This window comes from Gloeocapsopsis crepidinum LEGE 06123 (assembly GCF_015207655.1).
Classification (GTDB): domain Bacteria; phylum Cyanobacteriota; class Cyanobacteriia; order Cyanobacteriales; family Chroococcidiopsidaceae; genus Gloeocapsopsis; species Gloeocapsopsis crepidinum.
On the sequence record NZ_JADEWN010000005.1, the window covers coordinates 1 to 13,589 of the forward strand.

The 13,589-nt window shown below is 41.1% G+C and carries 9 protein-coding genes; 6 read left to right on the plus strand and 3 right to left on the minus strand.

Annotated elements, in window-relative coordinates:
• Positions 1–819: 819 nt before the first annotated feature.
• The 5 genes from IQ230_RS02905 (at position 820) to IQ230_RS02925 (ending at position 11,298) form a co-directional block, all read left to right on the plus strand.
• Positions 820–2,541: a right-handed parallel beta-helix repeat-containing protein gene (locus tag IQ230_RS02905; RefSeq protein ID WP_193930597.1), complete on the plus strand. Its 1,722-nt coding sequence runs from the start codon at positions 820–822 to the stop codon at positions 2,539–2,541.
• Positions 2,542–3,646: 1,105 nt separating this feature from the next.
• Positions 3,647–5,308, plus strand: a complete 1,662-nt coding sequence (locus tag IQ230_RS02910; RefSeq protein ID WP_228054537.1) for a right-handed parallel beta-helix repeat-containing protein — start codon at positions 3,647–3,649, stop codon at positions 5,306–5,308.
• Positions 5,309–6,293: 985 nt separating this feature from the next.
• Positions 6,294–7,979: a right-handed parallel beta-helix repeat-containing protein gene (locus IQ230_RS02915; RefSeq protein ID WP_228054538.1), complete on the plus strand. Its 1,686-nt coding sequence runs from the start codon at positions 6,294–6,296 to the stop codon at positions 7,977–7,979.
• Between the two features lie 928 nt (positions 7,980–8,907).
• On the plus strand, positions 8,908–10,611 hold the full coding sequence (locus IQ230_RS02920; RefSeq protein WP_193930598.1) for a right-handed parallel beta-helix repeat-containing protein: 1,704 nt from the start codon (positions 8,908–8,910) through the stop codon (positions 10,609–10,611).
• Between the two features lie 183 nt (positions 10,612–10,794).
• A complete protein-coding gene (locus IQ230_RS02925) occupies positions 10,795–11,298 on the plus strand; it encodes a GNAT family N-acetyltransferase (protein WP_193930599.1) in 504 nt (167 codons plus the stop codon).
• On the opposite strand, the gene IQ230_RS02930 is transcribed toward IQ230_RS02925, so the two are convergent.
• Genes IQ230_RS02930 through ndhC form a run of 3 tightly spaced genes read right to left on the minus strand, consistent with a single transcriptional unit; the run spans position 11,295 to position 12,926 of the window.
• On the minus strand, positions 11,295–11,828 hold the full coding sequence (locus IQ230_RS02930; protein ID WP_193930600.1) for an NAD(P)H-quinone oxidoreductase subunit J: 534 nt from the start codon (positions 11,826–11,828) through the stop codon (positions 11,295–11,297). The genes IQ230_RS02925 and IQ230_RS02930 overlap by 4 nt on opposite strands.
• Positions 11,821–12,573: an NADH dehydrogenase subunit K gene (locus IQ230_RS02935; RefSeq protein WP_407646597.1), complete on the minus strand. Its 753-nt coding sequence runs from the start codon at positions 12,571–12,573 to the stop codon at positions 11,821–11,823. The genes IQ230_RS02930 and IQ230_RS02935 overlap by 8 nt, the downstream gene beginning before the upstream one ends.
• Positions 12,564–12,926 (minus strand): photosynthetic/respiratory NAD(P)H-quinone oxidoreductase subunit C, encoded by a 363-nt coding sequence (ndhC, locus tag IQ230_RS02940; RefSeq protein WP_099699912.1) that lies wholly within the window; start codon positions 12,924–12,926, stop codon positions 12,564–12,566. Before ndhC ends, IQ230_RS02935 begins: the two co-directional genes overlap by 10 nt.
• A 199-nt stretch (positions 12,927–13,125) precedes the next feature.
• Between ndhC and IQ230_RS02945 the strand changes: the two genes are divergently transcribed.
• Positions 13,126–13,461, plus strand: a complete 336-nt coding sequence (locus tag IQ230_RS02945; RefSeq protein WP_193930601.1) for a rubredoxin — start codon at positions 13,126–13,128, stop codon at positions 13,459–13,461.
• Positions 13,462–13,589: the final 128 nt, after the last annotated feature.

Genomic DNA, 13,589 nt, shown 5'->3' on the forward strand with positions numbered 1-13,589 from the left:
CTGATTGAGGTGTCACCTTGTGTGTATGCCTTAACTATTTTTTCTCGCAAGTCGAGCGAGTACGGTTTCATTAGACTTCATTTGTGTACTCCTCTTACTGTACCTCATAAACTTGCAATAGGCTGTATCTTCACTATTTCTCCTACAAGAAGTATAGGAATAAACGAATAATTACTACTAAATCACGAACATTATTAGTAGGTCAACGAGAATAAATTACAAATAAACTTATTCCCTGCAAATGTTTTAACTGCGCTTGTTAAAAAGGTAAAGACATACTGTGTCTCAAGCGCATCTCAGATACATTGTGCAGTTTGACGGTGTTTTAAGCAGGTTAACTAAATTAAACGTTAGGTGTGGGGAGGTTTTTACCTCCTTATACTTGATGACTTACGTATCTTTATCAGCCAAGTATAGCAATAAATATACGAGCTAATACCGTTCGTGAAAATATCATTCAGTAGAATACTGACAAGTAAAATAAGGGCAAAATCTGCTAACAGCCGCAGATATACCGAAAAAAAAGTTAGTTTTTTAAATCATAAAAGTCGTATTTACACTAATGATGATCTTAGGGTGAAGTGAATAGGATATAGCTACAGATGAGGTTCTTCAATTAGTCTTCACTCTGCTCAATCAACTATTAATTAGTTTTTAGAAAGTTTTTACAAAGTTTTCCAAAATACTTATTTCATTCTTTGAATTTTAGTTTTAATGCAAACAAAATTCAACGGAAAGTTGTGCAGATATGAATTTGAAAAGGATCTTATCAACAAACCTAATTTTTTCGTAGTAAAAATAATTACCTATATTTGAAAAATGACTAAATTTAATTGGCAACAAATTAAGACTCTTTTATTTACCAAAGGTTTATTAACAGTATTATTATTGTCTCCAGGAGCAGCTTCAGCAACTAGCAACAACTCTGTTCCTGAAATTAAAAATACTAATTATGCAATTCCTAGTGATGCTTATTTTGTATCTCCAGATGGAGAAGACACAAACACTGGTAGAACTGTCAACTCTCCGTGGTCAGTTGCAAAAGCAATAGCAGCAGCTCCTAGTGGTGCAACAATTATTTTTCGGGGTGGTGTGTATCGGGATGTCCAAGTTAACATTCGTAAAAATCTGACTTTACAAGCTTACCCACATGAGAAACCTTGGATTAAGGGTAGTGTTGTTGTTAACGATTGGGTAAAAGAAGGTAATGTTTGGCGGAAAGATGGCTGGGAATATTCGTTTCCTTTTAAAGGACAACCTGAATCTCTTGATCAGAATTACCCTTTAGCCGGTCATCGAGATATGGTGTTCATTAATAATGTCACGCAGAAGCAAGTAGGTAGCAAATCTCAAGTTGTCCCAGGAACTTTTTATGTTGATACAGCTAATAAGAAACTTTACATCGGCAGTAATCCAGCAGGTAAAACTGTTGAATCGACAGCTAAAGAGTTTGCTTTTACGACTTCCAACTCTGCAGAAAATACAGTAATTCGTGGTTTGGGGATTACACACTACGCTGATAACGCTATTAATATCAGAAGACCAAACGTGACATTAGAAAACAACACACTTATATGGAATGGACTGAATGGAGTTTTACTGACTAATACAGATGCAGTATTGCGAGGCAATATCCTTAGCTACAACGGACGTCAAGGAGTAGCGGGTGTTTATGCTCACCGTATGTTGTTAGAAAATAATGTCCTGAGTCACAACAATGTCGAAAACTTCTCAAAACAATGGGGTGCAGCAGGCATCAAAACTATTTGGACTGATGGCTTGGTGTGGCGTGGCAATCTTGTTCAACACAATAATGCGATAGGCTTGTGGATTGACGAGTCTACAACAAACTCCACCGTTGTCAATAATGTCGTCCGGAAAAATGCCAGCATCGGCATTATGTATGAAATTGCACATAAAGCAATTATTGCTTCAAATGTAGTCTATGAGAATGCTCCTGCCGGAATTATGGTACTTAATGCGTCGAGTGCCCGTATCTACAACAATACTCTTGTACGCAACCATGCTAACCTCTTAATCAAAGAAACACCGCGAAATAATACAAAAACAAAAGAGGTTGCAGACGGTATTACTTGGATTACGCGCAACACGGTTGTCAAAAATAACATCTTATGGAACTCTAATGGTCCTACCTTCTTTGCTCCTAGCTGTGAATTAAGAGAGCAATCAAGACAAATGATCCCTGTCACTGATTACAATGCTTACTACCGTCCAGCAGTAAATGAACCACAAAACTTTGTGGTTTGGGGGTTAAGTGGTGGTCAATGCTTTAATACGTTCCGCACCCTTGCTAGCTTTGTCTCAGCTACAGGGCTAGAGTCTAATGGATTAGAAGTCACCAATAGTAACGATCCATTCTTTGTCAATGCAGAAGCTAATGATTTTCGCTTGAAATCAGGTAGCCCTGCAATCAAACGTGGGGAAGCATTACCCGCTGATATCGCTCATGCCATGGGAGTTCCTGCTGGTAAAGTAGTTGATTTAGGTGCACTGCAGTCTCAGGTATCGATTGCACATTAACCAAACTAGTAGTCTGGCTACTTCACACCTCAGTTGTGGTAAATAATTACGTCCACCTACTTACTACCTCTGCAAAAGAGTAGCAATGTGTAATACTCCAACATACTGTTAGAGTCGCAGGCGATCTTTCACCTGCGATTTTTGCTGTGGGAGAATATACTAGCTCATATAATTAAGTTTTTTCTCTATAGCTTAAAAAAGTTTAAAAAGTATAACGATCGCTATCTTATTCTACTAAGTGCTGCTACGCCTTAATCTACATTTCAAAACAGAAATCTATACTCTTATTAATATTATTTTTTATAGTTTATATCTGAATTGTTCTGGTTGCCTATTTCTTTGCAATTGTCCCTAAAGCTTTAACATAGCCATTATTGGGTTCATAATATAATATCATTTTGCTTCAGTATATACACTGAAATTCAAAAGATTTCAAACAAAATATAACTAAAAAATTTTCAGTAAAATTACGCTTGAATGTGTTCCTTAAGCAGCGTAATCTTTTTTCGATAAGTTTGATTGTGTAATTCTGTTATATCTCAAAACTTTGAAATGTCAGCAAAGGAGGCAAATTAATTTTTGTTTTGAATTTAATGAACAAATACCTACTGCAAGAATGTAATTCTCCACTGCGCAACCTTGCATTTGTAGGGAAAATTCAGATCTGTAAATTGTCTTTAATGTAGATACTGGCTACCTGATATGCCAAGTATCTTGGGCAAGAACTTTCACAAGTTTGTACTGTAGATCTACTTTTTGCACCTATTCAGTTACTGATTGCACAACTTTTCTCAACTTTAGATAAGAGCAGCTTAAAATCATTTCAAAAAGCAACCTTACCTTCTGCTCTTCGCTAACATACTACGAAACTTAAAAAGCCTTGTTCATGCAGCAATAGCTGTAAATTTCCTGCTGGATGTTGCTTTGTGCTACCTCTTCATCAACAACCAGCAATTAAATCAGCAATGAGGAGACTTAACAGCAAGTGAACGAATTTAGGCTTGCGAAAAATAGCCACTTTACTGACTTTACATAACACTTCCATCAAAAGTCACTATGGAGAGCAATGATGAACAGTCAATGTAATAAACACTTTTCTTTACATATGCTAGCCAAACTTGCATTGGCAGTTTTAATGACAACTCCATTTGCAGTACCGCAAACAGCAATAGCCGCTGCGATCAACATTAAAAGAACAAATTACGGTATCCCTAATGGAGCGTTTTTTGTGTCACCAACAGGTCAACCTGGTAATTCAGGCAGGTCAGCAAACTCTCCGTGGCCTATCAGTAAAGCGATCGCCTCAGCACCAAGTGGCGCAACAATTGTCTTTCGTGGCGGGACATACCGTAACGTGCGACTGCCCTTGAACAAGCGCTTCACATTACAAGCCTATCCCAATGAGCAACCCTGGCTCAAAGGTAGCACTATCATTACTGGTTGGGTAAAAGAAGGTAACATCTGGCGCAAAGATGGTTGGAATTACTCGTTTCCACCGAATCAACAAGCGCGTGCAGTTGACCCCAAGTTCCCAATGGCAGGTTATCGCGATATGGTTTATATCAATGGCGTCCCCCTCAAGCAAGTTGGGAACAAAGCCCGAGTAGGACCTGGTACATTCTACGTTGATCCTCGCAATAAGAAGCTGTATGTCGGTAGTAACCCGAATAGCAAAACTGTCGAAGCCACCACACAAGCGGAAGGCATTATCGTCTGGAATAACTCAGCTGCAGGTTCAGTAGTACGGGGACTGGGCTTGGCACATTATGCAGATCAAGCAATCAAGATTGGTACATCTGGCGTCACAGTGGAGAACACGACGATGGCGCGGAATGCGATGGAAGGTGTCACTGTTAAATCACCCAACGTCAAACTGCGCGGGAACAACATCAGCTACAACGGTCGCAAAGGAGTTGGTGCTTCCTATGCCCATCGTCTACTGTTGGAAAACAATGTGATTAGCTACAACAACTTGGAGAACTTCTCAACTTCTTGGAGTGCCAGCGGCGTCAAAATTCTCTGGAGTGATGGTGTGGTAGCGCGGGGCAACACTGTTGCCAATAACAAATCAATGGGACTGTGGGCTGACGAGTCTAGTAGCAATATTACCTTTGTCAATAACGTGGCGCGCAATAACATCATTGGCATCTACTTTGAAATCTCGCACAAGGCAATCATTGCCTCGAATGTCGTTCACAACAACAGCACAGCCGGCATCATGATCCTTAATGCTTCTGCTGCACGGATTTACAACAACACCCTTGCCCGCAACCATGCCAATCTTTTGGTTCAGGATACCTCACGTAGAAACACCAAAGCTAAGGAAATATCGAAAGGAATCACGTGGACAACGCGTAACACAGTTGTCAAGAACAACGTTTTCTGGAACTCGAATGGTCCAATGTTTTATGCTCCTGGCTGTGCAGTGAAACAGGCGTCACGGTTAATGATTCCGGCAACAAATAACAATGCTTACTATCGGCGCGCTGCTAGTCGTCCCGTTAATCTCATTTGGGGGCTGAGTGGCAATCAATGCTCTCAAAATTTCACTTCCTTGGCAAGTTTCCGGTCAGCCACAGGTCTAGAAGGCAACAGTCTTGATGTTGTTAACTCCAACGATCCGTTCTTTATTAATGCTGGTGCAAACGACTTTCGCCTCAAAGGGGGTAGTCCAGCGATGGGACGCGGAGAGCCGCTTCCTGCTGATATTGCTAATGCTATTGGTGTCTCTGCTGGTAGAAAAGTCAATCTTGGTGCGTTGCGATAAGAAAGTATTGCTTTACAGCTAATGCTATTTATGTGTCATTGGTTGAAGAGCTTGGCATTTTTAAGAACTTAATACGGCTGTAGTTCGTAGGCGATCGCTCTGAAGGTACTATGACTTCAATCTTCTAGCGCATCCACTTCCGCTTGGCATAAAGCGATCGCCTGTCTTTTTACTATGCGTATTATTAATGTTCTCATACTCGTTTATTCATTCACAACGATTTAAATGGAACAACTTCTGTTAAAGATGAAAAAAAGCGGTTTTTTATGCTCCTACTGACATATTTAAAAGAATATAGTCAACTCAGTTTCTACAGCAGATTATCAGCTTTTACTAGTAGTTTTACTGATTAGCTAACTTATAAATTTTATAACTTTTATTTTTTCGGTAAGATTACACTTGAATTTCAACTTTAAACAGTGTATGCTCTTTTTTTGTGCTATGCAGATTTGTAAAAAATAAAATTTTGTAACTGAGAAGTGAGGAGAGCGTTTTTTTGATATAAGAGCCTGTGTTTAAGTGTTTACTTTTAGTCTAAAGTTATTTAATAGTAGCCAAAAACTGGAAAACAGATGGCAATGTATAGACTATTAAGTCGCCTTGATTTCTGAAAAGTTCCTATGTTTAGGTAACAATTAATCAGTAAATTTCTTTCTGTATCCTAGCTTGCTTTCTCTAGCTATCAACTACAGAAAGTAAATATTTTACTACCAAAACAAGCACAAGTTGCAAACCCTTCAGCAAGTAGTTTTAGAGATCTTGCCTTTCAAATTTCACGGTTCAGAACTGATTGCAGCTTTTACTGCATGAAGCATATTGTTGAGAGAAATTTTGACGGCTCCAAATATCGAGTTGACACATCTGTGCAGCAAGCGCAGTGGAAGTTCTGCTGCAACAGCAACAAAGAAACATAACAGCAAAAGTGACTAAAGCTTGCAAAGCAAAGTTGTAAACCACTTTGAACGCATAACCCATATGGAGAGCAATGATGAACAGTCAATGTAATAAACACTTTTCTTTACTCTTGCTATCACAGGTGATGCTAGCAGCATTTACCTCGATACCACAGATAGCAACAGCTGCTACACTCAACATCAAAAACACTAGTTATGCCATTCCTAATGGAGCGTTTTTTGTGTCACCAACAGGTCAACCTGGTAATTCAGGCAGGTCAGCAAACTCTCCATGGCCTATCAGTAAAGCGATCGCCTCAGCACCAAGTGGCGCAACAATTGTCTTTCGTGGCGGGACATACCGTAACGTGCGACTGCCCTTGAACAAGCGCTTCACATTACAAGCCTATCCCAATGAGCAACCCTGGCTCAAAGGTAGCACTATCATTACTGGTTGGGTAAAAGAAGGTAACATCTGGCGCAAAGATGGTTGGAATTACTCGTTTCCACCGAATCAACAAGCGCGTGCAGTTGACCCCAAGTTCCCAATGGCAGGTTATCGCGATATGGTTTATATCAATGGCGTCCCCCTCAAGCAAGTTGGGAACAAAGCCCAAGTAGGACCTGGTACATTCTACGTTGATCCTCGCAATAAGAAGCTGTATGTCGGTAGTAACCCGAATAGCAAAACTGTCGAAGCCACCACGCAAGTAGAAGGTATTGTTATGTGGAACAGTAGTACCGCAGGTTCAGTAGTACGGGGACTGGGCTTGGTACATTATGCAGATCAAGCAATCAAGATTGGTACATCTGGCGTCACAGTGGAGAACACGACGATGGCGTGGAATGCGATGGAAGGTGTCACTGTTAAATCACCCAACGTCAAACTATACGGGAACAACATCAGCTACAACGGTCGCAAAGGAGTTGGTGCTTCCTATGCCCATCGTCTACTGTTGGAAAACAATGTGATTAGCTACAACAACTTGGAGAACTTCTCGACTTCTTGGAGTGCCAGCGGCGTCAAAATTCTCTGGAGTGATGGTGTGGTAGCGCGGGGCAACACTGTTGCCAATAACAAATCAATGGGACTGTGGGCTGACGAGTCTAGTAGCAATATTACCTTTGTCAATAACGTGGCGCGCAATAACATCATTGGCATCTACTTTGAAATCTCGCACAAGGCAATCATTGCCTCGAATGTCGTTCACAATAACAGCACAGCCGGCATCATGATCCTCAATGCTTCTGCTGCACGGATTTACAATAACACCCTTGCCCGCAACCATGCCAATCTTTTGGTTCAAGAAACATCGCGTAATAATACGAAATCTAAGGAAATATCGAAAGGGATCACCTGGGTTACACGCAACACAGTTGTCAAGAACAACGTTTTCTGGAACTCGAATGGTCCAATGTTTTATGCTCCTGGCTGTGCAGTGAAAGAACCATCAAGTTTGATGGTTCCAACAACCAATAATAACGCTTACTACCGTACTTCTCCTACCCAACCTGTTAGTTTAATTTGGGGGCTGAGTGGCAATCAATGCTCTCAAAATTTCACTTCCTTGGCAAGTTTCCGGTCAGCCACAGGTCTAGAAGGCAACAGTCTTGATGTTGTTAACTCCAACGATCCGTTCTTTATTAATGCTGGTGCAAACGACTTTCGCCTCAAAGGGGGTAGTCCAGCGATGGGACGCGGAGAGCCGCTTCCTGCTGATATTGCTAATGCTATTGGTGTCTCTGCTGGCGGAAACGTTAATCTTGGTGCACTATAGTCTAGCGTTTTGATGAAAAGTTGAGTCTTCTTCAGTCTTTACTAATGCTTTATTCATAGATAGACAAAGTAGTGTATTCTACTTTGATCGCATACCGCAGGAGAAAATCCTGCGCTTTTTATTGCTTTAGTGTGCTATTGACGAGCAGTGGAGGCTTTGCTTCTACTACTTAATAAAAGTCCTTGAGAAGATTTCTTGATTGTAGTTATTTAGTTGAGAAATCCTACTACTCAAGGGGGCATTGACTACAGCAAAATTCATAAAAATAAAGTAATACTTTTACTTACATAACTTATACCTACTTTCCTGTTATTTTAATTAACAATTTTAAGTAATATTGTTAATTTGTCTTTCTACAGAGCAATGTTATTTTTTATTACTGAATTCGTTGAGCTTAACTCAAGCATAACTTTTATACATTGTTCCTTTTACATGAGCATTATGGTTGTTTTTATTTCACAAAATGCTTGCTGCATTGTAATTCGATGTTTTTATTGAAAAATATAATTTGCATAAATTAGGTTAAAAAATAGCTATTCCTTATGTAGAAATTTTTAGTTAAATTTTTATTTTTAATTCCATTTTTTTGCTTTAAAACTGAAGACTTACTCGTGTTTGATAAAGGTGTAATCTTTGATAACAGGTGATTATGAATAAGTTAACTCTTAGGCAGTCTCATAACTCAGAATTCATCGCAGTTTTATTGGATGAATTGTATTGATTGTGTTGTTGGAAAAGCTTTCAATAGCTCCAAATACTAATAAAATCACACATTTGTGCAGCTATTGCTACGAAATTTGTGCTGGGTGTTGCTTTGTGCTACCTCTTCATCGACAACCAGCATGAGAAGCCTGAGAGCAAGTGGACTGACTTAACGCGAAGAATACTCACGTAACACTTCCATCGCATGACACTATGGAGAGCAACGATGAATAGTCAATGCAACAAACACATTTCTTTATTGTTGCTAACACAGCTGCTACTAGCAGCATTAGTCTCAATACCACGTACAGCAACAGCCGCAACACTCAGTATCAAAAATACTAATTATGCCATTCCTAGTGGAGCCTATTTTGTGTCACCCAACGGCAATGAAAGTAATTCGGGAAGGTCAGCCGACTCGCCATGGCCGGTGAGCAAAGCGATCGCCTCCGCACCGAGTGGGGCAACAATTGTTTTTCGTGGTGGGACATACCGCAACGTACGCCTTGCTGTGAACAAGCGCTTGATCTTACAAGCTTATCCCAACGAGCAACCCTGGCTCAAAGGCAGCATTGTTATTGATGGTTGGGTGCCAGAAGGAAGCATCTGGCGCAAAGATGACTGGAACTATTCGTTTCCACCAAATCAACAACCACAAGCAATTGATCCCAACTATCCAATGGCAGGCTATCGCGATATGGTCTACATCAATGGTGTTGCGCTCAAGCAAGTTGCAAGTAAAGCTAACGTTGCACCAGGCACTTTCTATGTTGATGCTGGCAATAAAAAACTATACATTGGAAGTAATCCCGCAGGCAATACAGTAGAAGCTACAGTGCAGACTGAGGGAGTTGTTCTGTGGAACAGTAATGCCTCGGGTTCAGTCGTCCGCGGACTAGGATTAGTGCATTATGCTGACAGGGGAATCCAGATTGGTGCTGCGGGAATTACTGTGGAAAACAACACCCTGGCATGGAATGGCGTGGATGGTATAACGATTCAATCTTCCGATGTCAAAGTGCATGGCAACAACATCAGCTACAACGGTCGCAAGGGAGTTGGGGGAATAAGATCTCATCGCCTGCTGTTGGAAAACAATGTGATTAGTCATAACAATGTGGAGAACTTCGCGACAAATTGGAGTGCCAGTGGCGTCAAAATTCTCTGGAGTGATGGTGCGGTAGTTCGTGGCAACATGGTTGACAGTAACAAATCGATGGGACTGTGGGCGGATGAGTCATGTAGCAATATCACTTTTGTCAATAACGTTACTCGCAACAACCGCATTGGCATCTACTTTGAAATCTCGCACAAAGCAATCATTGCCTCGAATGTCGTCTACAACAACCGCATAGCGGGCATCATGATCCTCAATGCTTCTGCTGCACGGATTTACAACAACACCCTTGCCCGCAACCATGCCAATCTTTTGGTTCAAGAAACATCGCGTAATAATACGAAATCTACTGAAATTGCCGAAGGGATCACTTGGATTACACGCAACACAGTTGTCAAAAATAACATCCTCTGGCACTCAAGTGGTCCGATGTTTTATGCTCCTGGCTGTGCTACAAAAGAACCATCAAATTTGATGGTTCCCACAACGAACAACAACGCTTACTATCGCAGTTCTGCTAGCCGCCCTGTCAATCTTATTTGGGCGCTCAGCGGCAATCAATGCTCGCAATCTTTTAATTCTCTAGCAAGTTTCCAGTCAGCGACTGGTCTAGAATCGAACAGTCTTGATATTGTCAACTCGAACGATCCTTTCTTTGTCGACGCTAGCGCGAACGACTTTCGTCTCACATCGGGCAGTCCGGCACTGGGGCGCGGGGAACCACTACCTGCAGATGTTGCTAATGCTATTGGTGTTGCTGCTGAAATTCCAGTAGACTTAGGAGCACTCAATAACCTTGAAGATGATGGCTGACATCAGCCTAAAGATAAAGAAAAATTGAGGAAGGTTTTACTAATTAATACTTGTATGTATTATATGCAAGCGAATCGATATAACTACTTTGAATTAATGTTCTCTCAGCTTACTGAGCTTTTTCAGCTATGAGAATTGACGATCGTTAGTGTGAAAATTCATAATCGAGGAACGGATGTGTGAATGAAAGCTGTAGATCAATTTCAGATTCGCAACTGGCAACCAAGCGATCGCACTCCTGTTACTAACCTGATTCGCTCAGTTCTTGCCGAGTATCATCTTGATTTTGAGCCTGCGGCAGCAGATTGTGATGTTGTAGAGGTTGAAAAGTACTATCTGACAACAGGAGGCGAGTTCTGGGTAATTCAACAAGACGATCAATTAGTTGGTACAGGTGGGTACTATCCTGTGATGCGTGGCGAAAAAGCGGTAGAGATCCGAAAAATGTATTTGTTACCTCATGTCCGAGGCTTAGGATTAGGGAAATACTTGTTACAACAATTAGAACAAGCGATCGCTGCACGTGGCTTTATGCAGATCTGGGTTGAAACTGCAAGCGTTTTAACTACGGCTGTCAAGCTGTATGAGCATAATGGATATCAACCAGCAAGCGGAGTAGAAACAGCACGGTGCGATCGCGTTTATGTCAAGCAATTGACAAATTATGCTCTGGATTATAGCTACTAGTAGGCATCCTGCAATTCGTAAAATTCAGGTGAAATATAGTCTTTTCTCAATGGCCAACCCACCCAGTCTTCTGGCATGAGGATACGTTTCAGATTAGGATGTCCTTCGTAAATAATCCCGAACATATCGTAAGACTCTCGCTCTTGCCAGTCAGCAGTCTTCCAAATCCAATAAACCGAAGGGACTCTAGGATTTTCCCTTGGTAAAAAGACTTTCAACCTCACTTCTTCTGGGCGATCGGCATTATCACTGACTTTAATCAAGTGATAAGCACTTACCAAATCTTGCCCAGGTCCAGAATCGTAGGCAAACTGACACTGCAAATAATTAAATCCGTAAGCGTATAAAGCTGTAGCGATTGGTAATAGATAATCACTTTCTACCTTAATCATCTCTACACCCAAATGGTCTGCTTCCAGCGATTCATGCTCGAAACCATTTTCAGCTAACCATTGAGAAATCTTACCAGCTTCTACTATCTGCGTTGCTTCTTGATCAACTGCCTCTGATTTTTCTATATCTTCAGCCACGGCTTACTTCCTCCTTTTCTACTGCCTGAAGTGCTGGTGGTACAGGCATTCCGATCGCTTCAGTTAACTCTTTTGGTGCTGCATTGCGGGTTTCTGATAGTAGGTATTTACCTGTAAGTACTGGCGCAACACTTTTCATACTATGAGTTGTGCTGTAGTAGCGATGCGTTTGCTTAACCTGACTCCGCTCTTGAATTGATTCGTTGGCAATTTTTTTACGTAGCTTAATAATCGCGTCCATAATTGCTTCTGGACGAGGCGGACAGCCAGGCAAATAGACATCGACAGGAATCAATTTATCTACACCACGTACTGCTGTTGGTGAATCTACGCTAAACATACCGCCTGTGATTGTACAAGCACCCATCGCGATCACATATTTTGGATCGGGCATCTGCTCGTAAAGACGCACAAGCTGCGGTGCCATTTTCATTGTGATCGTTCCTGCAGTAATAATTAAGTCAGCTTGTCGCGGACTAGAACGCGGAACTAATCCAAAGCGGTCGAAATCAAATCTTGAGCCAATCAGTGCGGCAAACTCAATAAAGCAACAAGCTGTCCCAAATAACAAAGGATACAAACTCGATAGCTTTGCCCAATTGTAGAGGTCATCAACTGTTGTGAGAATGACGTTTTCTGAAAGATCTTGCGTAACTGTAGGGCGCTCAATAGGATTGAGGATCTTCTCTTTTTGTTGATCCCACCCATCATTCGCTTGTGTGATGTTAGTTGGATTCATGACCATTCTAAGGCTCCTTTGCGCCAGGCATAGACAAGGGCAACAACAAGAATTGCAATAAAAATGAGAGCTTCAACAAACGCTAAAAGCCCTAGTCGATGAAAGGCAACTGCCCAGGGATACAAAAAGACTGTTTCCACATCAAAGATCACGAAAACCAGGGCAAACATATAGTAGCGAATGTTGAATTGTATCCAGGCTCCACCAATAGGTTCTACACCTGATTCATAAGTAGTGCGTCGTTCTGGACCACCACCACTTGGTCGTAGTAGTTTAGATGCAGAGAGTGCAAGTGCAGGCACCAGACTACAGACTAACAAAAAGCCTAAAAGGTACTCGTAACCACTGAGGACAAACACAATAGTTGATGTAAATAATTTTGTTACTTACTTTTACATTATATTATGTCTTGTGGTTACAGAGTCTGGCAAAAGTTAACACAGACTGATTTAACTAAATTTAGCTTGATAGCCGAAAACAATAATAAGCTGAAATTGTGTCATAATTTTTAACGTAGATTTAAGAATTGCCCTGACATTATCCACTTTGTCTTTTGCTATGAGCGAATCAGTTGTAGAAAGCCAAGGACTAGATCGCTATGAGTGTCGCGTCTGTGGCTACGTTTATGAACCGACAAAGGGAGATAGCAAGGAAGAAGTTCCTGCTGGCACACCTTTTACAGAACTAGCATCTTCTTGGCGGTGTCCGGTTTGTGGTGCAAGGACTTCCCAGTTTGAGAACATTGGTCCGGTTGGAAAAGCCTCCGGCTTTGACTCAAATCTTAACTATGGTCTTGGTGTAAACAAGCTCACACCAGCACAAAAAAACCTTTTGATTTTTGGTGGTTTAGCTATTGGTTTTTTGCTGTTTATGAGTCTTTACGGGTTAAAATAATTCCCGCTTATTGATTCAGAGTCGTCAGGAATTAGAGATTAGGACGTTAGGCGTTTTGCGCTGTATGTCAAACATAAATTTTGATTGTCTTAGTGGGCTTGTAACCCATCAGTAAAGAATTTCTCTGT

Bases quoted from the DNA above. Each gene is read 5' to 3' on its own strand.
- IQ230_RS02905 (WP_193930597.1), top strand. From the start codon at position 820: ATGACTAAATTTAATTGGCAACAAATTAAGACTCTTTTATTTACCAAA.
- IQ230_RS02910 (WP_228054537.1), top strand. From the start codon at position 3,647: ATGCTAGCCAAACTTGCATTGGCAGTTTTAATGACAACTCCATTTGCA.
- IQ230_RS02915 (WP_228054538.1), top strand. From the start codon at position 6,294: ATGATGAACAGTCAATGTAATAAACACTTTTCTTTACTCTTGCTATCA.
- IQ230_RS02920 (WP_193930598.1), top strand. From the start codon at position 8,908: ATGAATAGTCAATGCAACAAACACATTTCTTTATTGTTGCTAACACAG.
- IQ230_RS02925 (WP_193930599.1), top strand. From the start codon at position 10,795: ATGAAAGCTGTAGATCAATTTCAGATTCGCAACTGGCAACCAAGCGAT.
- IQ230_RS02935 (WP_407646597.1), bottom strand. From the start codon at position 12,573: ATGGTCATGAATCCAACTAACATCACACAAGCGAATGATGGGTGGGAT.
- IQ230_RS02945 (WP_193930601.1), top strand. From the start codon at position 13,126: ATGAGCGAATCAGTTGTAGAAAGCCAAGGACTAGATCGCTATGAGTGT.